The 20279-nt window shown below is 65.8% G+C and carries 16 protein-coding genes; 5 read left to right on the top strand and 11 right to left on the bottom strand.

All coding sequences use genetic code 11. The annotated features are described in order from the left end of the window. Positions 1-169: 169 nt before the first annotated feature. The 4 genes from ileS to WMC41_RS03250 form a co-directional block, all read right to left on the bottom strand. Positions 170-3061 (bottom strand): isoleucine--tRNA ligase, encoded by a 2892-nt coding sequence (gene ileS, locus WMC41_RS03265; protein ID WP_432347018.1) that lies wholly within the window; start codon positions 3059-3061, stop codon positions 170-172. A 342-nt stretch (positions 3062-3403) separates the two neighbouring features. After that, positions 3404-4330 carry an IS110 family transposase gene (locus WMC41_RS03260; protein WP_432343682.1) on the bottom strand — a complete coding sequence of 309 codons (927 nt, stop codon included), beginning with the start codon at positions 4328-4330 and terminating at the stop codon, positions 3404-3406. Positions 4331-4586: 256 nt separating this feature from the next. Further along, the gene (locus WMC41_RS03255; RefSeq protein WP_432347017.1) at positions 4587-5567 is read right to left on the bottom strand and encodes a bifunctional riboflavin kinase/FAD synthetase; all 981 of its coding nucleotides are present in this window, start codon (positions 5565-5567) and stop codon (positions 4587-4589) included. 14 nt (positions 5568-5581) lie between these two features. Further along, positions 5582-6430 carry a TIGR01459 family HAD-type hydrolase gene (locus WMC41_RS03250; RefSeq protein ID WP_288080620.1) on the bottom strand — a complete coding sequence of 283 codons (849 nt, stop codon included), beginning with the start codon at positions 6428-6430 and terminating at the stop codon, positions 5582-5584. Between the two features lie 320 nt (positions 6431-6750). Between WMC41_RS03250 and groES the strand changes: the two genes are divergently transcribed. The 3 genes from groES to WMC41_RS03235 all read left to right on the top strand — a co-directional run bounded on the left by groES (position 6751) and on the right by WMC41_RS03235 (position 9681). After that, positions 6751-7047, top strand: a complete 297-nt coding sequence (gene groES / locus WMC41_RS03245) for a co-chaperone GroES (protein WP_119254427.1) — start codon at positions 6751-6753, stop codon at positions 7045-7047. Between the two features lie 53 nt (positions 7048-7100). After that, a complete protein-coding gene (groL, locus tag WMC41_RS03240; RefSeq protein ID WP_244767908.1) occupies positions 7101-8741 on the top strand; it encodes a chaperonin GroEL in 1641 nt (546 codons plus the stop codon). 493 nt (positions 8742-9234) lie between these two features. Next, a complete protein-coding gene (locus WMC41_RS03235) occupies positions 9235-9681 on the top strand; it encodes a hypothetical protein (RefSeq protein ID WP_244767909.1) in 447 nt (148 codons plus the stop codon). Positions 9682-9878: 197 nt separating this feature from the next. On the opposite strand, the gene WMC41_RS03230 is transcribed toward WMC41_RS03235, so the two are convergent. From WMC41_RS03230 to hisS, 7 genes are all read right to left on the bottom strand, one after another. Next, positions 9879-12677, bottom strand: a complete 2799-nt coding sequence (locus tag WMC41_RS03230; RefSeq protein WP_432347016.1) for a bifunctional diguanylate cyclase/phosphodiesterase — start codon at positions 12675-12677, stop codon at positions 9879-9881. A 185-nt stretch (positions 12678-12862) separates the two neighbouring features. Next, positions 12863-14080: an NAD(P)/FAD-dependent oxidoreductase gene (locus WMC41_RS03225; RefSeq protein ID WP_432348242.1), complete on the bottom strand. Its 1218-nt coding sequence runs from the start codon at positions 14078-14080 to the stop codon at positions 12863-12865. A gap of 93 nt (positions 14081-14173) precedes the next feature. Then, complete coding sequence (locus WMC41_RS03220; RefSeq protein ID WP_244767911.1) at positions 14174-14881, bottom strand: glutathione S-transferase C-terminal domain-containing protein; 708 nt, start codon at positions 14879-14881, stop codon at positions 14174-14176. A 75-nt stretch (positions 14882-14956) separates the two neighbouring features. Next, the gene (locus WMC41_RS03215) at positions 14957-15559 is read right to left on the bottom strand and encodes a class I SAM-dependent DNA methyltransferase (protein WP_432347015.1); all 603 of its coding nucleotides are present in this window, start codon (positions 15557-15559) and stop codon (positions 14957-14959) included. Between the two features lies 1 nt (position 15560). Further along, a complete protein-coding gene (gene hisG / locus WMC41_RS03210; protein ID WP_244767913.1) occupies positions 15561-16256 on the bottom strand; it encodes an ATP phosphoribosyltransferase in 696 nt (231 codons plus the stop codon). Then, positions 16253-17386, bottom strand: a complete 1134-nt coding sequence (locus WMC41_RS03205) for an ATP phosphoribosyltransferase regulatory subunit (RefSeq protein ID WP_432347014.1) — start codon at positions 17384-17386, stop codon at positions 16253-16255. Before WMC41_RS03205 ends, hisG begins: the two co-directional genes overlap by 4 nt. Positions 17387-17591: 205 nt before the next feature. Then, positions 17592-19115 carry a histidine--tRNA ligase gene (gene hisS, locus WMC41_RS03200; protein WP_288080597.1) on the bottom strand — a complete coding sequence of 508 codons (1524 nt, stop codon included), beginning with the start codon at positions 19113-19115 and terminating at the stop codon, positions 17592-17594. Positions 19116-19467: 352 nt separating this feature from the next. Here hisS and WMC41_RS03195 point away from each other — a divergent pair, with 352 nt between their 5' ends. Then, complete coding sequence (locus WMC41_RS03195) at positions 19468-19788, top strand: hypothetical protein (protein ID WP_432347013.1); 321 nt, start codon at positions 19468-19470, stop codon at positions 19786-19788. A 61-nt stretch (positions 19789-19849) separates the two neighbouring features. Further along, positions 19850-20227: a CopM family metallochaperone gene (copM, locus tag WMC41_RS03190; protein WP_244767917.1), complete on the top strand. Its 378-nt coding sequence runs from the start codon at positions 19850-19852 to the stop codon at positions 20225-20227. The last annotated feature ends 52 nt before the right edge of the window (positions 20228-20279 follow it).

Genomic DNA, 20279 nt, shown 5'->3' with positions numbered 1-20279 from the left:
GAATACCCTTCCAGCAAGGCCGGCGGCCCAAGGCCCAGGCACGGCCGCCGTCCCATGGCGGAAAAATCCGACCATTTTCAGGCAGCATTACCGGATGACGGCGGCAAGCGCAATTCACCCGGGAAGATTGACGGCCGGAAAGCGCCGGCCGTCAACAGAGCCGAGGCGTTTATGCCGCGCGGCGGAAGCCGATCTCGCGCAGCGCCGCCGCATCGCGGGCCGAGACGTCCGGGTAGTCCGGATCGCTGCCGACATCCGTCGTGATGCGCCAGGACCGGGCGCATTTGCGGCCTTCCGCCAGCTTCGGCTCGACGGCGACCTTGGCGACGTCGGCCAGGCGGAAGGCCTCGGCCGGGCCTTCGCCGGCAACCACGCTGATGGCCGAGGTGATGCAGATCTCCGCGAAATCCTGGCCTTCGAGGGCGGCAAGCAGCTCCGGATCGGCGATCGAGACGACCGGGGCGGCCTCCAGCGAGGCGCCGATGCGCTTCTCGCGGCGCTCGATCTCCAGCGCGCCGGTGACGACCGAGCGCACGGCGCGGATCTTCTCCCACTTGGCTTCGAGCGCATCGTCGCGCCATTCGGCCGGAACCGCCGGGAACTGCTCAAGGTGCACCGAGACGGCATCGGGCCTCAGCGACAGCCACGCCTCTTCCATCGTGAAGGGCAGCATGGGGGCAAGCCAGGTGACGAGGCATTCGAACAGCTTGCGGATGACGCAAAGCGCTGCGCGGCGCTTCAGCGAGGACGGGGCATCGCAGTAGAGCGCATCCTTGCGCACGTCGAAGTAGAAGGCCGAGAGCTCGACATTGGAGAAGTCGATCAGCGCGCGGGCGATCTTCTTGAAATCGAACGCGTCATAGCCCTCGCGCACGAGCGCGTCGAGTTCCGACAGCCGGTGCAGCATCAGCCTTTCCAGCTCCGGCATGTCGGCATGGGCGATTTCCTCGCCCGTGTCGTGCGCCAGCGTTCCCAGCATCCAGCGCACCGTGTTGCGCAGCTTGCGGTAGGCGTCGATGTTGGTCTGGATGATCGTCTTGCCGAGGCGCTGGTCTTCCCAGTAGTCCGTCGTCATCACCCAGAGGCGCAGGATGTCGGCGCCCGATTCCTTCATCACGTCCTGCGGCGAGACGACGTTGCCCTTGGACTTCGACATCTTCTCGCCCTTCTCGTCCATGGTGAAGCCATGGGTGATGACGGCATTATAGGGCGCACGGCCGCGCGTCGCGCAGCTTTCGAGCAGCGAGGAGTGGAACCAGCCGCGGTGCTGGTCGGAGCCTTCGAGATAGACGTCGGCCGGCCATTTCAGGTCCGGGCGGTCCTCGAGCGTGAAGGTGTGCGTCGAGCCCGAATCGAACCAGACGTCGAGGATGTCCATGACCTGCGTCCACCTGGCCGGATCATGGTCATTGCCGAGGAAGCGCTCCTTGGCGCCCTCGGCGAACCAGGCGTCGGCGCCTTCCTTCTCGAAGGCCTCGATGATGCGGGCATTGACGGCGGCGTCGACCAGGACCTCGCCGTTCTCGTCGGCGAAGACGGCGATCGGCACGCCCCAGGCGCGCTGGCGCGACAGCACCCAGTCCGGGCGGCTCTCGATCATGGCGCGCAGGCGGTTCTGGCCGGTGGCGGGCACGAAGCGGGTGTCGTCGATCGCCGCGAGCGAACGCGAGCGCAGCGTCGTGCCGTCGCCGAGTTCCTTGTCCATGTAGACGAACCACTGCGGCGTGTTGCGGAAGATCACCGGTTTCTTGGAGCGCCAGGAATGCGGGTAGGAATGCTTCAGGCGGCCCCGGGCGAACAGGGTGTTGGCGGCGATGAGCGCCTTGATGACGCGCTCGTTGGCATCGCCCTTCTTGCCGTTGTCGTCCATGACGCGCGCGCCCTCGAAGCCGGGGGCGTCTGCCGTGTAGAAGCCGGCGTCGTCGACCGGGAACGGGATTTTCGAGGAGATGCCGCGCGCTTCCAGTTCGCGGGCCTTGGCCGTCCAGGCATCGAAGTCCTCGCGGCCGTGGCTGGGTGCCGTGTGCACGAAGCCGGTGCCGGCGTCGTCGGTGACGTGGTCGCCGTCGAGCAGCGGGACCGGGAACGTGTAGCCGAGGTCCTTCAGCGGATGGGCGCAGGTGAGCGCGGCGAGTTCGGCCGGCTCGATATCGCGCACGAACCTGAAGGTGAGCTTCGCCTTCGCGGCCGCCTCATCGGCAAGGCGCGTCGCGAAGATCAGCTTCTCGGCGGGCTGCGGGCCGAAATCGTTCTGCGCGCTTTCGACTTCGAACAGGCCATAGGGATAGCGCGAGGAGAAGGCGATGGCGCGGTTGCCGGGGATCGTCCAGGGCGTGGTCGTCCAGATGACGACATAATTGCCCTGAAGGTCGGCGGCACCGTCCACGATCGGGAACTTCACCCAGATCATGTCGCTCTCGACGTCGGCATATTCCACTTCGGCTTCCGCCAGCGCCGTGCGCTCGACGACCGACCACATGACGGGCTTGGAGCCGCGGTAGAGCTGGCCGCTCTTGGCGATCTTCAGCAGTTCGCCGGCGATGCGGGCCTCGGCGTGGAAATTCATCGTCGTGTAGGGATTGTCGAAGTCGCCCTCGATGCCGAGGCGCTTGAACTCGTCCGACTGGATCTTGATCCAGCCGGTGGCGAAGTCGCGGCATTCCCTGCGGAATTCGTTGACCGGCACCTCGTCCTTGTTCTTGCCCTTCTCGCGGTACTTCTCCTCGATCTTCCATTCGATCGGAAGGCCGTGGCAGTCCCAGCCGGGCACGTAGTTGGCGTCATAGCCGCGCATCTGGAACGAGCGGTTGATGACGTCCTTGAGGATCTTGTTCAGCGCGTGGCCGATATGGATGTTGCCGTTGGCATAGGGCGGGCCGTCGTGCAGCACGAACTTCTCGCGGCCGGCCGCGGAGGCGCGCAGCTTCTTGTAGAGACCCATCTTCTGCCAGCGGGCCACCGTTTCCGGCTCCTTCTGCGGCAGGCCGGCGCGCATCGGGAAATCCGTCTGCGGCAGGTAGAGGGTGGAGGAATAGTCGACTTTTTCGGGCGTATCGGTCATGGGTATGGCTATCGTCTCGTCGCGCGCATCTTTCGCGCATGCGGGGAAGGTGTCAGGTCATGCAATGGGCACTGACGGCGGGGGCGCTTTCGAAACGCCCGAAATCCCGGACCTTCCGGCCTCGCTCAGAGCGCGCGGAAGGCCGGGCCACTAATTCGCAGATCGATGGTCAGCCGGTCGAGCATCATGCGCGCGGTCTTACGGCGTTTTGGGCGGTTTGAAAAGACATGACGAGCGGCAAAGCCGCGGCGGGACGCTGACAAAGACTGCCAGACCTCTCCTTCGTCATCCTCGGGCTTGACCCGAGGATCCATAAGCCGTTGAAAAAAATGGCAACTGTGTTCAAGCGAAGTTGGTTTTGTCGCGCTGCATTGCGTTGAGGATCGTGATGAGCTTTCGCGCGACGGCGATGATGCCGGCCTTTGCGGAACCTGTTCTGGCTGAGACGGCCTGATGGAAGGCGCGCAGGCGCGCTGAGGCCTTGATGGCGCCGAGGGCCGCCATGTAGAGGGCCTTTCGCACGCGTGGCCTGCCGCCCTTGATGCGGCGGCGGCCGGATCTCCTGCCGGAATCGTCATTGAAGGGAGCAAGGCCGGCAAGGCTTGCGGCTGTTTTGGGCGAAAGGCTGCCGAGTTCGGGCATATGGGCCAGCAGGGTCAAGGCTGTCACCTTGCCCACGCCGGGCGCGGAGGTAAGGCGGTGCGCCTGCTGAGCGAGATGTCCATTCTTCATCTGCTCGTCGATCGCAGCCTGGATCGAGGCGATCCTCTCGCCGAGGATGGCGATCATGGCCTCGATGTCGGCGCGGACGGCGGGATCGAAGGCATCGCAAAGATGCCGGCGCTCGGTTGCACGGGCATCGACGAGCTGATCCCGGCGGCGGGCAAGGGCCGCCAGGCGCTCGCGCACCGGGCAAGGCGGCGCCTCGGCCGTCAGGCCGAACATGGTTCCCATCTCGCAAAGCGAGCGGGCATCGATGCGGTCGGTCTTGGCCAGCCGTCCCCGCGCTTCGGCAAAGCGCCGGGCCGTCTTCGGGTTGACGCGGGCAAAGGCGATGCCGGCCTGCGAAAGACACAGGCGCAGCAGCCGGTCGCAATGACCTGTCGCCTCGAAGACGACCAGGTCGGTGGCCGGGTCGAGACCACGGGCAAAAGCGGACAGCGCGGTCTGCTCGTTGGGGATGCGGCAGAACCTGGCCGTTTTCGGATCGAAGATGTCGATCATGTCCTTGCCGATGTCGCAGCCGATGAAGGTATGGTGTATCGTCATGGCGCCTGCTCCTGTGTGCGGGGTCTGTGGCGACAGCCCCGTGCAACTGTTCAGGTTGATGGGCGAAGCGGGAAGGGGCCAAGCCATGCCGCGGCCTGCCGTCACAAACGGCGGCCTGGATCCTCTCGGCCTCCTTCCCGCAACCATCTTACATCAGACCAAACACACAGGATCCTCGGGTCAAGCCCGAGGATGACGAAGGAGAATGGGGCAAGATTCGTCAACAAATTGCCGACGGTAAGGCCGTCGCTTGCGATCAGAAACAGAGCCGCCGGTCGATCGGTCCCAGCGGCGAAACACCGGAGAGCAGCGCCCGTGCCTCCTCCTCGTCGCGCTTCATCTGCACGACGAGCGCATCGAGGCCGTCGAACTTCAGTTCGTCGCGCAGGTGGCCGAAGAAGGAGACGGCGCAGACCTCGCCGTAGAGGTCGCCGGAGAAATCGAAGAGGAAGGTTTCGAGCAGCGGCGCGCCGTTCGCATCGACCGTCGGGCGGCGGCCGTAGCTGGCGACGCCGTCGTGGAGGCTTCCGTCGGACCGGCGGAAGCGCACGGCGTAGATGCCGCTGCGCAGTTCCACTTCCGGCGGAAGCTGCATGTTGGCGGTCGGATAGCCGAGCGTGCGGCCGAGCTTCTTGCCGTCGATGACCTCGGCCTCCACCGTGTAGCGGTAGCCGAGCTGGCCGGCGGCTTCCGCAACCGCGCCTTCGCCGAGCAGGGCACGGATGAAGCTGGAGGAGATGACCGAGGCGTTCTCGTCGCGGAAGGCGTCGACCAGCGTGACGCCGAAACCGTTTTCCTGGCCGGCGGCCATCAGGAAGGCCGGCCCGCCTTCCCTGCCCTTGCCGAAGTGAAAATCGAAGCCGGTGACGACCTCGGACGCGTGCAGCCAGTCCATCAGGACGGTACGGATGAAATCGTGCGCGGAGATTTCGGAGAAGCTGCGGTCGAACGGGTATTCGATGACGGCGGAAAAACCCATGCCTTCGAGGATGCGGGCCTTCAGCGGCGCCGGCGTCAGGCGGAAGACCGGGCGCTCGGGCCGGAAGACCGTGCGCGGATGCGGCTCGAAGGTCAGCACCAGGGCGGGAATGCCGCGCTCGGCGGCGATATCGAGCGCCCGCTGCAGAACGGCCTGGTGGCCGCGATGCACGCCGTCGAAATTGCCGATGGCGACGACGCCGCCGCGCAGGTGCTTCGGCAGCGGCTCCCTCGTCTCGTTCCTGTGAAACACCGTCATGACGACCGTCTCCGTCACTGCAACCGGGGCATCCACCATTTCGGGTGGGCGCCCTCGCGTTTCAGGAAGGCCTCCAGCTTCGCCTCGTCCGTGCGACCGCCCTCGACATAGTCCTGCGCGTGGATGCCACCCGAAATATACAGCACGTCGAGGCCGAAGGCCTCCGCGCCGCGCACGTCCGTCGGCATGCCGTCGCCGATGGCGATCACCCGCGAGAGGTCGAAATCGCCGCGCACCTCGCGCGCCTCGGCGATCGATTTCTCGTAGATCGGGCGGTGCGGCTTGCCGGCGATCCGGGTGGCGCCGCCCAGTTCCTCATAGAGCTTGGCGATCGCGCCGGCACAGGGAATGAGCTTGTGGCCGCGCTCGACGACGAGGTCGGGATTGGCGCAGATGAAGGGCAGTTCCCGCGCCGCGAGCGCCGTCAGCTCGGCGCGATAATCCTCGACGGTTTCCGTCTCGTCGCTGCGCAGGCCCGCGCAGACGACGATGCCGGCCTCCTCCAGCCCGACCGGCTCGACGCCGAGGCCGTCGAGCAGCGGCAGGTCCTTTTCGGCGCCGATGAAGTAGATGTTCTTCGGCCCCTCGGCGATCAGCGCGCGGGTGACGTCGCCGGACGTGACGATCCGGTCGTAGGCGTCATCCGTCACGCCAAGGCCGCGGATCTGCACTTTCACACCCGGATGCGGGCGCGGGGAATTGGTGATCAGCACGACCGTCAGCCCGGCCGCGCGCGCGGCGGCGAGCGCTTCGGAAGCATGGGAGAAGGCTTCGACGCCATTGTGCAGGACGCCCCAGACGTCGCAAAGGACCACGTCATAATGCTGCGTGATGTCGCGGAAGGATTGGATGCGGTGAGCCATCAGGGATTCCCGTGTCGAGATCGAGCCCGGCTGACATTGCAAAGCGACGGCAAGAAAACAAGCCTCTCCGCACATTTTTGCCCCATCGACGGGCAAACGGATGAAAATTCACCGCGCCGTCTTGATGGCGTGCGATGACGCTCCCATCTGGCGGCTGCGGTAACTCATACCGGGCGAAAAATTTTGCAGGCGTCGTTCTTGACTCCAAACGCCCAGCCGCCTATCTCGGCATCGCTAGCACTCACGAAAGACGAGTGCTAACATCAATCCACCGGATCCATCTCGCGATCCGCAATGTCATTTGATCGAGGGATAAGACAATGGCAAGCACCACCTTCCGCCCGCTTCACGATCGCGTCGTCGTTCGTCGCGTCGAATCCGAAGCCAAGACCAAGGGCGGCATCATCATTCCGGACACCGCCAAGGAAAAGCCGCAGGAAGGCGAAGTCGTCGCCGTCGGCTCCGGCGCCCGCGATGAAAGCGGCAAGGTCGTCGCGCTCGACGTCAAGGCCGGCGACCGCGTCCTGTTCGGCAAGTGGTCGGGCACCGAAGTCAAGCTCGACGGCGAAGACCTTCTGATCATGAAGGAAGCCGACATCATGGGCATCATCGGCTGATCCGCCGGTAATCCTTTCCCAATTCCGCTGACACCTCTTCAGGAGTTCTCACAATGGCAGCCAAAGAAGTCAAATTCGGCCGCACCGCGCGCGAAAAGATGCTGCGTGGCGTCGACGTCCTCGCAGACGCCGTGAAGGTAACCCTCGGTCCCAAGGGCCGCAACGTCGTCATCGACAAGTCCTTCGGCGCTCCGCGCATCACCAAGGACGGCGTTTCCGTCGCCAAGGAAATCGAACTCGACGACAAGTTCGAGAACATGGGCGCCCAGCTCGTCCGTGAGGTCGCTTCCAAGACCAACGACATCGCCGGCGACGGCACGACGACCGCCACGGTTCTCGCCCAGGCCATCGTCCGCGAAGGCCACAAGGCCGTTGCCGCCGGCATGAACCCGATGGACCTGAAGCGCGGCATCGACCTCGCCGTCGCCGAAGTCGTCAAGGATCTCCAGGCCAAGGCCAAGAAGATCAACACCTCGGAAGAAGTCGCCCAGGTCGGCACGATCTCCGCGAACGGCGACAAGCAGGTCGGTCTCGACATTGCCGAAGCCATGCAGAAGGTCGGCAACGAAGGCGTCATCACGGTTGAAGAAGCCAAGACCGCCGAGACCGAACTCGAAGTCGTCGAAGGCATGCAGTTCGACCGCGGCTACCTGTCGCCCTACTTCGTGACCAACCCGGAAAAGATGGTCGCCGACCTCGAAGACGCCTACATTCTCCTGCACGAGAAGAAGCTCTCGAACCTCCAGGCAATGCTCCCGGTTCTCGAAGCCGTCGTCCAGACCGGCAAGCCGCTGGTCATCGTCGCTGAAGACGTCGAAGGCGAAGCCCTCGCGACCCTCGTCGTCAACAAGCTGCGCGGCGGCCTCAAGATCGCTGCCGTCAAGGCTCCGGGCTTCGGCGACCGCCGCAAGGCCATGCTCGAAGACATCGCCATCCTGACGGGCGGCACGGTCATCTCGGAAGACCTTGGCATCAAGCTCGAGAACGTCACGCTCGACATGCTCGGCAAGGCCAAGAAGGTCTCGATCTCCAAGGAAAACACGACGATCGTCGACGGTGCCGGCCAGAAGGCCGAGATCGAAGGCCGCGTCGCGCAGATCAAGGCCCAGATCGAGGAAACCACCTCCGACTACGACCGCGAGAAGCTGCAGGAACGCCTTGCCAAGCTCGCCGGCGGCGTTGCCGTCATCCGCGTCGGCGGCTCGACGGAAGTCGAAGTGAAGGAAAAGAAGGACCGCATCGACGACGCCCTCAACGCGACGCGCGCTGCCGTTCAGGAAGGCATCGTACCGGGCGGCGGCGTGGCCCTGCTGCGTTCCTCCGTCAAGATCGCCTCCAAGGGCGAGAACGACGACCAGGAAGCCGGCATCAACATCGTGCGCAAGGCTCTCCAGGCCCTCGTTCGCCAGATCGCGGAAAATGCAGGTGACGAAGCTTCGATCGTCGTCGGCAAGATCCTCGACAAGAACGAAGACAACTACGGCTACAACGCCCAGACCGGCGAATACGGCGACCTGATCTCGCTCGGCATCGTCGACCCGGTCAAGGTTGTCCGCACGGCGCTGCAGAACGCCGCCTCGGTCGCCTCGCTGCTGATCACGACGGAAGCCATGATCGCCGAGCTGCCGAAGAAGGACGCTCCGGCCGGCATGCCGGGCGGCATGGGCGGCATGGGTGGAATGGACATGATGTGACAGGCGAAAGCCTGCACATCCGAGCCATCCGGTTCAGTTCGGAAGGGGCGGTCTTCGGGCCGCCCCTTTTGCGTTCGAAAGACGGGCGGCATCTGTATCGTTGCCGTGAAAAGAATTTTTCCAATTGTACAATAATTATCAAAAAGCCGTTGATGGCATCAAAAAACCAACTATAAAGACGCTCCAAGTGAACTTTAAAGATTCACGGGGGATTCAGCCGCTGAAACTCGACGGGACTACAGTCGATTTGTCGTGCAGCCGGATGTCCCCAAGCACTGGAAAGAAACCGCCGGAAGACCTGCATGAAGGTCAGCGGCGGTCTTCGCGCGTACGTCCGATCCGATAGCACAGACGGAGCCGGATGCAGTTCAGTACATAAGAAAGTGGTTCGGCGGGCTTCGATGGTTGTCAGCCGGGACTGCTTTTTAGCATGTCTTGCGCCGTCAAGGGCGGGACATGTCGGCTAAATTCGAGCAACTGCCTGAGGTCGTAGGTGTTCAAGATAATCAAGACTGATCTCTCGTCGCCCTTTCTGCCGGGCTCGATGGGGTTCGACGAAACAGACAACGAACTGCTCACGCAATATTGCGTGACGGAGCGCTGGACCGGCGATCTTTCCAACGGACTCTTCATGCTGGGCGACAAGGCGGCGCTGGCGCATGGCCTGCCGCAGCGCACCTGCGGCCTCCTGAACCTCATCCGCTGCTACGAGCCGCTCGACCGCACGCGCGTGCTGGAGCTCTTCGAGCAGGCGGCCGCGTCCTCGTCATCCTTCTGCTTCTCGACGACCATCCATCTCGACGGCGCACCGCGCCAGCCGGTGTTCTGCGTCGGGGAATCGACGGGCCTGGAGGAGAAGTATGCCGGCTCCATCATCGGCGTCTTCATCTTCCCCCGTTTCCAGATCGACCTCGCCGGCCGCCGCTTCAAGCGGCAGTAGGGGTTGGCAGCGACCCCGTTTGCGACGGGCGCCTACCCCCCTCTGGCCTGCCGGCCATCTCCCCCTCAAGGGGGGAGATCAGCAAGACGCGGGGCATTGCCTTTTCCGCAGCGTTTGTGATGGTCGAGACGGCTCTCCATCCGATCTCCCCCCTTGAGGGGGAGATGGCCGGCAGGCCAGAGGGAGGCTGCCAAGCCTCACGCCGCCTCGCTCGCCTCAGGCCCCGTGCGGATGCGCTCCACCGGCACCGGACGGCCGAGGAAGTAGCCCTGGGCCTCGTCGCACCCCTCGTCCAGCAGGATGTCGAGCTGGCTGCGCGTCTCCACGCCTTCCGCCAGGACCGGCACGCGCAGCGTCTGGCCGAGCGCCAGGATGGCGCGGATGATGGCCTTCGCCTCGGGGCTCGCCTCCACCTCGCTCATGAAGCTGCGATCGAGCTTGATCTTGTCGAAGGGGAAGGCGCGCAGGGTTTCCAGCGAGGAATAGCCCGTGCCGAAATCGTCGATGGCGATGGTGACGCCGAAGGCCTTGATGCGGCGTAGCGTCTGGAGGGCCCGCTCCTTGTCGCCGATGATGGTCGATTCGGTGATTTCCAGCTCCAGCCGGTGCGGGCTGAGGCCCGTATCCAGCAGCACACGGTGCACGAGGTCGGCGACATCGGCATTGCCGAGCTGCACCGGCGACAGGTTGACGGCGATCTTGTGGTCGTTGTCCCAGGTCGCGGCCTCGCGGCAGGCCTCGCGCAGCACCCATTCGCCGATCGGCAGGATGGCGCCGCACTCTTCCGCGATCGGGATGAACTCGCCCGGCGGAATCGTGCCGCGCATCGGATGGTGCCAGCGCAGCAGCACCTCGTAGCCGATCGTATCCCCGGTGGTGACCGCCTTCTGCACCTGGTAGTGGAGCTGGAGCTCGTTGCGCTCCACCGCCTGCCACAGATCGTTGGCGATGAGGCGGCGGCTGCGGGCGGCCTCGTCCATCGAGACCTCGTAGAAGCAGACCCGCTCGGTCAGTGCTTCCTTGGCGCGATACATGGCAAGGTCGGCATTGTTGAGCAGGGCCTCGAGATTGTCGGCATCCTGCGGATAGATCGCCACGCCGAGGCTGGCACCCGGCTTGATATCGTAGCCGTCGATGCGGATTTCCTCGTGGAGGCAGGCTTCCAGCCGCTGGATGAAATCGTGGAGGTCGGACACATCCTCGAAGCGCTTTGCCGCGGCGAACTCGTCGCCGCCGAAGCGGGCGACCGTCTCATCGGCCTCCAGGCAGGCCTGCATGCGCTTCGAAAGCGTCATCAGCACCTCGTCGCCCGCGGCATGGCCGCGCGTGTCGTTGATTTCCTTGAACTTGTCGAGGTCGATGCCGATCGCCGCGACCTTGCCGCCGAAGCGCTTCGCCGAATCGAGGTCGGCTTCGAGGCGGTTGTTGAAGCTTGCGCGGTTCGGCAGGCCCGTCAGGCTGTCATGGCGGGCGAGGAAGGAGATCTGCTCCTCCGAGCGCAGGCGCTCGGACACGTCCTCATAGGTGGCGACCCATGCGCCATCCGGCAGCGTGCGATAGCGCAGCTGCACGGAAATGCCGCTTGCCAGCTTCTCGACGATCACGCCGCCGTCATTGGCCTGGATGGCGGCGCGGCGGCGCGCATACATGTCGCGCGCCCGCGGCTGCCAGACCTCGGGATCGACGAAGACGTCGGCGACGCCCTGGTCGACGATCTCGCGCAGCGTCATGCCGGGGCGGATACGGCCTTCCGGAAAGCCGAAGATCTCGCTGTAGCGCTTGTTGGCGAGCAGCAGGCGCTCGTCCTTGTCGAACAGGCAGAGGCCCTGCGACATGTTTTCCAGCGCCAGGTCGAGGTTCTTCGTCACCTCGGCGAGACGGTCGGCATCGGCCTTTTCCTTCGTCACGTCCTTGGTGATCTTGGCATAGCCGACAAGCGTGCCGCCCGTGTCGTAGATGGCGTCCATCACCACGTTCGCCCAGAAGCGCGAACCGTCCTTGCGATAGCGCCAGCCCTCATTCTCGTATTTGCCTTCCTCCCGCGCGATCGCCAGCGCCTGCTCCGGCACGCCGGCGGCGCGGTCCTCCTCGCTGTAGAAACGCGAGAAATGCTGGCCGACGATCTCGTGCGCCTTGTAGCCCTTGTTGCGCTCGGCGCCGCCGTTCCAGTTGGCCACGCGGCCGTCCGGATCGAGCATGTAGATGGCATAGTCCTTGACGCCCTGCACCAGCATGGCGAACTGGCGCATGCTCTCGTTTGCCGCAAGCTCGGCCTGCCGCGCGAAGACGGCCGCCGTCAGGCCCGTGAAGAGCAGCGAGAAGGCGACGACGGCGATCAGCGGCGCCATCAGGCCCACGGACAAGATCGTGTCGTCGCTCACCGGCACCAGGCCGGGCGTGACCGTCACCGCCGTCATGGCGGTGAAATGCAGCGATACGACGCCGAGCGCCATCAGCACGGTGGCGAGCGCCCGGTCGCGAAGCCGCGCCTGCGGGCGCATGCAGAAGACCAGCGCAAGCGCCCCGAAGAGCCCGGCGCAAACGACCGAAGCCGTCACATAGGCGAGGTCCCAATGGAGGGTGCCCGGCACTTCCAGCGCCGCCATGCCGATATAGTGCATGGAGGTGACGCCGGCACCGAGCAGCAGGCCGCCGGCGACGGCCGCGCTCCTGCCGGGAACATAGGTGGCGACGGCAAGGCCGATCGTCGTCACGACGATCGCGACACCGAGCGAGACCAGTGTCAGCTCCATGCCGAAGCCCATGACGACGCCGGGGTCGTAGGCCAGCATGGCGATGAAATGCGTTGCCCAGATGCCGAAGCCGCTCGACGTGCCGGCCGCCCCGAGCCAGAGATTGCGCGCCATGCCCTTGGCAGCCTGCGCCCTTTGCGTCAGCGTCACCGCAACATAGCAGGACAGGAAGCAGATGAGGGCTGCGAGCAGGACGAGACGGAGGTCGTGCTCGACGGTCAGGCAGGTCAGAATGCGGAGCATGAAAGGTCACCGGTGGGAATGAGATGGCCCCACTCAGCCGCACAACCCTAAAAAATGAGTGAATTCAGATATGGCGATACCGGGCCGCCAGGCCCTGCATCGGTTCATACTTAACAAAAGTCAAAACAGTACAACTGTTCCAATCCGTAACAAAAATTCCGCTCAACTTGTGCGCATCACCACGCTCAGAGCGTCAGGGCCTTGAGGTCCGTCGCGGGGTCCTCCAGGGCGGCGCGCTCGGGCGTGCGGCCCATCTCGATCAGCTTCTTGCCGACCACATAGGCCTTGGCATCGTTGACCGCGTCGACGGCGATCAGCCTGCCCGCGCGGAAGTACCAGACGGAGACGCTGCCCTCGCGCGCGCCGGGGCGCACGAAGGTATCGTCGAATCCCATGCAAAAGCCGGCGATCTGCAGCTTGACGTCATACTGGTCGGACCAGAACCAGGGTTTCGGCTCGTAGGGCAGATCGCCGCCGGCGATGACCGCGGCGGCGGCCTCCGCCTGGTCGACGGCATTCTGCACGGATTCGAGCCGCACGCGGTTGCCTTCGAAGGGCAGTACCGCGCAGTCGCCCATGGCGAAGATCGCCGGGTCGGAGGTGCGGGCATGGGCATCGACGACGATGCCGTTTGCGACCTCCAGCCCGGCATCGCGCGCAAGCCTGTCGTTCGGCGCAACGCCGATGCCGGCGATCACCACGTCGACGGGCAGCACGAAGCCGTCGGAGAGTTCCGCGCCGGTGACGCGGCCGTTTTCGCCGAGGAGCCGGACGAGGCCGGTCTTTTCCCGCACATCGACGCCGCGCGCCGTGTGGATCGCCTTGAGGATCGTGGCGGTCGCCGGCGAGGCGACGCGGGCGAGGATACGGTCGGCCATCTCGATGACCGTGACATGCAGCCCCCTGCCCCGCGCGACCGCCGCCGCCTCGAGGCCGATATAGCCGCCGCCGACGACGAGCGCCCGGCGGCCCTCCTGCATTTCGAGGCCGAGGCGATCGGCATCGCGGTAGTCGCGCACGGTGAAGACGCCGTCGAGGTCACCGCCGATCTCGGCCGGCAGGCGGCGCGGCGTCGCGCCGGTGGCGAGCGCCAGAACGCCGTAGTGCAGCGTCGAGCCGTCGCTGAGCGTCACCGTCCTTGCGGCGCGGTCGATGGCGGTGACTTCGGTCGAGAGGCGGATCTCGACATTGTTGTCCGCATACCAGCTTTCCGGGCGGAACATCAGCCGGCCGAGATCGGCCTCGCCGAGCAGGTATTTCTTGGAGAGCGGCGGACGCTGGTAGGGATGGCTCGCCTCGGCGGCGATGATGGTGATCGGCCGCTCGTCCTTCAGCGCGCGCAATTTGGCAACCAGGGCAAAGGCGGCCTGACCGCCGCCCGCAACAACCAGTCTTCCCGTCACGATGTCGTCCGTCCCGTCCTTGTTTTCCGAGAGGTAGCGCGCCGGAACCGGCGGCGTCAACTCATCGCCGCGCCGCCGGATTTTTCGTTTGCGTCAGGGCTTGGCGGGGATTTCGAGGCCCTTTATCGCCGCCGGACGCGCAAGGCAGCGCTCCAGCCAGGCCATCACGGCCGGGAAGCCTGCATAGTCCAGCGCCTCGCGACCGCCATAGAACACATCCGCGCCGCGGATCCACGGGAAGGTCGTGATGTCCGCGATGGTGTATTCGTCGCCCATGATCCACCGGCGGTCCTTCAGGCGGTCTTCGAGGATCGAGAGCAGGCGCTTGGCTTCGTCGCGGTAACGCTCGGCAGGATAGGGATTGTTGGCCACCTTATCGGCGGCGAACTTGTAGAAATGGCCGAACTGGCCGAACATCGGCCCGACGCCGCTCATCTGGAACATGACCCAGGCGAGCGTCTCGTAGCGCCCGGCGGCATCGGCCGGGATCAGCTTGCCGGTCTTTTCGGCGAGATACACGAGGATCGCGCCCGATTCGAAGAGGCCGATCGGCTTGCCGTCCGGGCCGTCCGGATCGATGATCGCGGGAATGCGGCCGTTCGGGTTCAGCGAGATGAAGTCCGGCGACTTGACGCCCTCGGGCCCGAACTCGATGCGGTGCGCCTCATAGGGCAGACCGAGCTCCTCCAGCGCGATCGACACCTTCACGCCGTTCGGCGTCGGCAGCGAATAGAGCTGGATGATATCGGGGTTCCTGGCGGGCCACTTCTTGGTGACGGGGAAGGCGGAAAGGTCGGACAAGGCGGGCTCCTTCTGAGTTAGATCAAGGATATAGGAGCCGTATCGCCTGCCCGCAAGCAGGAGCCTGACGGTGGATCATCCGGATTTCCGCGCCAGCCAGACCGTCGCGCCGCCACAATCCGGATCCTCCCGCTGGTGCTCCACGACGGCAAAGCCGTTTGCCGCCAGAAGCTCCCGATACTCCGCACCGTCGAGGCTGGCATGGTAGAGCGGCTCGCCCTGGAAGGCGCCGACGACGACACCCTGCGATGGGCCCGACGTGAACAGCAGCATCGCGCCCGATGCGGCCATGGCAGCAAAACGGGGAAACATCGCCCGCTGGTCCTGCGGCGTCAGGTGGAAGAAGCTGTGCCAGGCCAGAATGCCGGCGAAGGTCTTGCCAGGGGCAAAGCCGCGCATGTCGGCGACGTACCAGTCATGGGCGGGATGGCGCGCTCGGCAGAGGCCGACCAGCGTTTGCGATGCATCGACGCCCGTGACGGCAAAGCCGCGTGTGATGAGACTCGCGGCCAGCGGCTCGCCCGAGCCGCAGCCAAGGTCAAGGATAGCGGCTCCAGCGGCCAGCGGCGCGGTGAAGCGGTCGAGCCATGGCTTCTCGGAGAGATCGCGGCCGCGGATACGGTCGAAGGCGTCCGCATGGCGCTCGTAAAGGCCGGCAATGCGGTCCGCCTCGTCCATCTCAGAGCGCCTTGCGCACCGCCTGGACGATCTCGGCGACGACGGGATCGCCCTCATGTTCTTCCTTGCGGGCGCGCACGAGGCAGGCCTCGGACTTGAGGATCACGCCGTCGGAGAGGATCTTCAGGTGGTTGGCCGTCAGCGTCGAGCCGGTCGAGGTGATGTCGACGATGATGTCGGCCGAGCCCGAGGCCGGCGCACCCTCGGTCGCCCCGAGGCTCTCGACGATGCGGTAGAGCTGGATGCCGTGGTTGCCGGAGAAGAACTGCTGCGTGAGGCGCCAGTATTTCGTGGCGATGGTGAGCCGCCGGCCGTGGCGGGCGCGGAAATCCTGGGCGACGTCGCCGAGATCCGCCATCGTGTCGACATCCAGCCAGATTTCCGGCACGGCAACGACGACATCCGCATGGCCGAAGCCGAGGCGGGCGCAGAATTCGACGCGGGCATCCGCCTCCGCCAGCCCCTCGCGCACCAGGTCCTCGCCGGTCACGCCGAAATCGACGGTGCCGTTGGCGATCTCGCGGGAGATCTCGGAGGCCGAGAGGAAGGCGATCTCGATGTCGTCGCGCCCCTCGACGCGGCCACGATAGGAGCGGTCGTTGCCGACGGCGACGACGGAGAAACCGGCGCGGGCGAGCACGGCGGAGCTGTCCTCCTTCATGCGCCCCTTGGAAGGAAGGCCGATGGTGATGGTCATGCGGCAGCTCCCTTCACGCCCGCGATACGGTCGAGCCAGAGCGAGAAGCCGACGGCCGGAATGCGCTCCTTCGCGCCGAGCAGGGTCAAGAGCCGGTCGAAGCGGCCGCCGCCGGCAAGCACCAGGCTCTCCCCGGCCGGCGCGATCTCGAAGACGAGGCCGGTATAATAATCGAGCGGGCGGCCGAAGGCGGCGCGATAGGTGATCGTCGCCGGATCGACGCCGGTGGCGCTGAGCGCCGCGACGCGGCTTTCGAACCGCGCGAGCGCCGCGCCGAGCGAGAGGCCGGCCTTTTCCGCGAAGGCGGCGAGCGCCCCGGGCGCCTCGGCAAGGCTCAGCTCCAGCGCCAGGAACTCCCTGAGGAGCGCCAGCGTGCGGGCATCGAGCCGCGTGTTGGCCAGTTCCATCTTCTCGCGCAGGCGCCGGGCGATATCGGCCGGGCTCCGGCTGGCATTGGTGGAATAGCCGGTCGCCTCCATCGTCGCGTCGATATGGGCGATCAGCGTCGCCTCGTCGTCGAGCTTGCCGAGGATGGCGAGGCGATCGACCTCCGGGCCGAAGACGCCGTCGCGCGCGGGATTGGAGAGGTCGTCCATCAGCCGCTGCAGCTGCGCCTGGTTGCCGAAGGCATGGACGAGCCGCTTCTGCCAGCCGGCGGGAAGACCACAGGCCGCCACCACGGCTTCGAAGACCGACTGGTCGCCGAGCACCACGGAGAAGGCCACGCCCGGCAGGCGATTCTTCAAGACGGTCAGCGCGTCATGCACGGCGCGCGCATCGGCCCTTGCGACGTCCGGCTCGCCGAGATCCTCGATGCCGGCCTGGTAGAACTCGTTCGAGCCCTCGCGGCGCTGGCGGAACACCTCGCCGAGATAGGCGTAGCGCTTGGGCGTGCCCGTCGCCGTCTCGATATGGCGCAGGCAGACGGGAATGGTGAATTCGGGCCGGAGGCACAGGCTCTTGCCGGTCTCGCTCTCCGTCAGGAAGATGCGCCGGCGCAGGTCCTCGCCCGCCATGTCGAGAAAGGGTTCGGCCGGCTGGATGACCGGCGTGTCGACACGCTCCGTACCGAGACGTTCGAGATCGGCGATGAGATCGGGCGCGAAGGCGGGGAGGTTGACTAGAGGCATGGAAACACCTCCGGTCGTGGGGAGGCACACCCCCCTCTGGTCTGCCGGCCATCTCCCCCACAGGGAGGGAGATCGGCTGGCCATATCGGCATTGCCCAAAGTGAAGCGTTGGCGATGGGCGAAACGGTGCAACAATTTGATCTCCCCCCCTGTGGGGGAGATGGCCGGCAGGCCAGAGGGGGGTGGAACCGCGCGCTCATCGCCGTCAGCCGGCCCGCGCCCGGTCTTCGGCCTGGGCGTCGAGGATTTCGCGAACCCTGGCGACGAGTTCGGCCTCCGGCACGGAGACCTGCGCCACGCGGGCCTCGCGCCAGGCGATGTTGTCCTCTATCTCGCCGGAAAGGCGCTTGCCCTCGATCAGGTCCTTGATCTGCACGAGGCCTTCGGCGCGCTCGTCACCGCCCTGGATGATCGCGACGGGGGCGCCGCGGCGGTCGGCATATTTGAGCTGGTTGCCGAACTTCTTCCAGTTGCCCTGGTACATTTCGGCGCGGATGCCGGCGGCGCGCAGCTCCTGCGTGAAACGCTGGTAGCGGCCCATGCTCTCGATGTCACCGTCCATGACCGTGACGAGCACGGGGGCGACGACCTCGTCCTGGCCGAGCTTGCCGAGATTCTTCAGCGCCGTCATCAGGCGCGAGACGCCGATGGAAAAGCCGGTGGCCGGCACCGGCTGGCCCATGAAGCGGGAGACGAGGCCGTCATAACGGCCGCCGCCGCCGACGGAGCCGAAGACGACCTTCTCGCCCTTCTCGTTGGTGACGGCGAACTGCAGCTCGGCCTCGAAGACCGGGCCGGTGTAATATTCGAGACCGCGCACGCAGGAGGGATCGACCTTGATGCGGCCGGCATCATAGCCCGCGCTGGCGACGAGTTTCGCGATCTGCTCGAGCTCCTGCACGCCCTCGCGGGCACGCTCGTTCTGCCCGAAGCGACGGTCGAGCGAAGCGACGGTCTCCAGGTTGTCGCCGAAGGACGAGGTGTCGAGCACGCCGACCAGCAGCTCGATGCCGGCGGGATCGAGGCCGACGCCCTTGGTGAAATCGCCGCTTTCGTCCTTGCGCCCCGCGCCGAGAAGCTCGCGGACGCCGGGAATGCCGAACTTGTCGAACTTGTCGAGCGCGCGCAGGGCATTCAGCCGGCGCGCCGCATTCTCCTCGCCGCCAAGGCCGACGACCTCCAGCATGCCGTCCAGAACCTTGCGGTTGTTGACGCGGATGACGTAGTCGCCGCGGGCGATGCCGAGGGCTTCCATCGTATCAGCGAACATCATGCACATTTCGGCGTCCGCCTGAACGCCGGCCGCGCCCACCGTATCGGCGTCGAACTGCATGAACTGGCGGAAGCGGCCCGGGCCCGGCTTCTCGTTGCGGAAGACGTAGCCGGCGCGGTAGGTGCGGTAGGGCAGCTGGATCTCGTTGAAATTCTCCGCGACATGGCGGGCAAGCGGCGCCGTCAGGTCGTAGCGCAGGCTCATCCACTGGTCGTCGTCGTCCTGCAGCGAGAAGACGCCCTCGTTCGGGCGGTCGCTGTCCGGCAGGAACTTGCCGAGCGCGTCGGTATATTCGAAAAGCGGGGTTTCGACCGGGTCGAAGCCATAGTGCTCGTAGACCGCGCGGATCTTCGCGGTCATTTCGGTGAGGGCGCGGATGTCCGCGGCGTCACGGTCGACGAAGCCGCGCGGCAGGCGGGCCTTCAGCTTCTGCGGTTTTTTTTGCTTTTCGCTCATCGGGATACCCGAAATTCCTGTATTTCCGTTGCGGTTTCCCTAGCGGATTGGACGGGCAGCGGCAAGGGCGGAAGCGCCCCGGTATCCCGGCCGGGGCGATAGCATGGCCCAACCGCGCACGACGACGGCGCAAGCCATGGATGCCGCGGCGGCGCAGGCGCTGGGAGAGGCGGCGGCGGCAACGCGACCTTCCGCTTCGCCAGGATCGCCCGCCCGGCCAGCCAGAGACGGCCGGCGGTCCGATCCGGGGCACGCTCGCGGTGGCGCGCCGGCCAAGCAAATGGACGCGGAAGGGCCGGACGTTCCCGACCCGCCCTTTCCTTTTGCTCGCGGGCCGCCTATCTGTTGGCGCATGAGGCAGATCCTCTTCGTCTTCGCCATTCTGGGCGCCGCGCTCTCCGGCTGGGTGCCGGTGGCCGCGGCGGCGCTGCATGGCGCGCAGCCTTCCGGCCTGCATGCCATGCACACGTCGGGCAGCGACGAGGCCGGCGGCGACCACGACACGTCGAAGCGCGCCGCCCATCCGCTTGCCTGTTCCGCCTGCTTCGCCATAGAGGCCGTGCGCATCGAGCCGGCGGCGCGCACGGTCGGTGTTTCCGACCGGTTGTCCGCCGTCGTGCCGCAGCTTTCCGGCCTCGCCCACCGGCCGCTCGATCCCCCTCCCCGGTCCTGACGCCCGCCTATCCGGACGCCCCGCGCCCGGCTATCGACACCCTTCAGAACTGGAAAAGACAATGAACGCAAAGACCCTGTTTCTCGGCGCAGCCCTCGCGCTCGCCGTCACCCTGCCGGCAACAGCCCAGGAGGCCGACCATTCCGCCCATCAGGGCATGGCGATGGAGACGCCGGCCGGACAAAGCCCCTCCACCGAGGCCTTCATCGCGGCCAACACGAAAATGCATGAAGGCATGGCGATCGACTTCACCGGCAATGCCGACGAAGACTTCGTGCGCGGCATGATCGCCCATCACCAGGGGGCTATCGACATGGCGAAGATCGAGCTGCAATACGGCAAGGACGAAAGCCTTCGCAAGCTCGCCGAGGACATCATCACCGCCCAGGAGGGCGAGATCCGGATGATGGAAGACTGGCTGGCGAAGAACGCCAAGTAGACCGGCCGGCAGAACAGCAGAGGCCCGCCGGAACGCCGGCGAGCCTCTGCAC

Origin of the sequence: Shinella yambaruensis (assembly GCF_050859155.1) — a bacterium.
Taxonomy (GTDB): domain Bacteria; phylum Pseudomonadota; class Alphaproteobacteria; order Rhizobiales; family Rhizobiaceae; genus Shinella; species Shinella yambaruensis.
Note: the sequence above shows the minus strand (reverse complement) of the source record. Positions and strands in the feature narration are given on the sequence as shown.

Bases quoted from the DNA above. Each gene is read 5' to 3' on its own strand.
- ileS (WP_432347018.1), bottom strand. From the start codon at position 3,061: ATGACCGATACGCCCGAAAAAGTCGACTATTCCTCCACCCTCTACCTG.
- WMC41_RS03260 (WP_432343682.1), bottom strand. From the start codon at position 4,330: ATGACGATACACCATACCTTCATCGGCTGCGACATCGGCAAGGACATG.
- WMC41_RS03255 (WP_432347017.1), bottom strand. From the start codon at position 5,567: ATGACGGTGTTTCACAGGAACGAGACGAGGGAGCCGCTGCCGAAGCAC.
- WMC41_RS03250 (WP_288080620.1), bottom strand. From the start codon at position 6,430: ATGGCTCACCGCATCCAATCCTTCCGCGACATCACGCAGCATTATGAC.
- groES (WP_119254427.1), top strand. From the start codon at position 6,751: ATGGCAAGCACCACCTTCCGCCCGCTTCACGATCGCGTCGTCGTTCGT.
- groL (WP_244767908.1), top strand. From the start codon at position 7,101: ATGGCAGCCAAAGAAGTCAAATTCGGCCGCACCGCGCGCGAAAAGATG.
- WMC41_RS03230 (WP_432347016.1), bottom strand. From the start codon at position 12,677: ATGCTCCGCATTCTGACCTGCCTGACCGTCGAGCACGACCTCCGTCTC.
- WMC41_RS03215 (WP_432347015.1), bottom strand. From the start codon at position 15,559: ATGGACGAGGCGGACCGCATTGCCGGCCTTTACGAGCGCCATGCGGAC.
- hisG (WP_244767913.1), bottom strand. From the start codon at position 16,256: ATGACCATCACCATCGGCCTTCCTTCCAAGGGGCGCATGAAGGAGGAC.
- WMC41_RS03205 (WP_432347014.1), bottom strand. From the start codon at position 17,386: ATGCCTCTAGTCAACCTCCCCGCCTTCGCGCCCGATCTCATCGCCGAT.
- hisS (WP_288080597.1), bottom strand. From the start codon at position 19,115: ATGAGCGAAAAGCAAAAAAAACCGCAGAAGCTGAAGGCCCGCCTGCCG.
- WMC41_RS03195 (WP_432347013.1), top strand. From the start codon at position 19,468: ATGAGGCAGATCCTCTTCGTCTTCGCCATTCTGGGCGCCGCGCTCTCC.
- copM (WP_244767917.1), top strand. From the start codon at position 19,850: ATGAACGCAAAGACCCTGTTTCTCGGCGCAGCCCTCGCGCTCGCCGTC.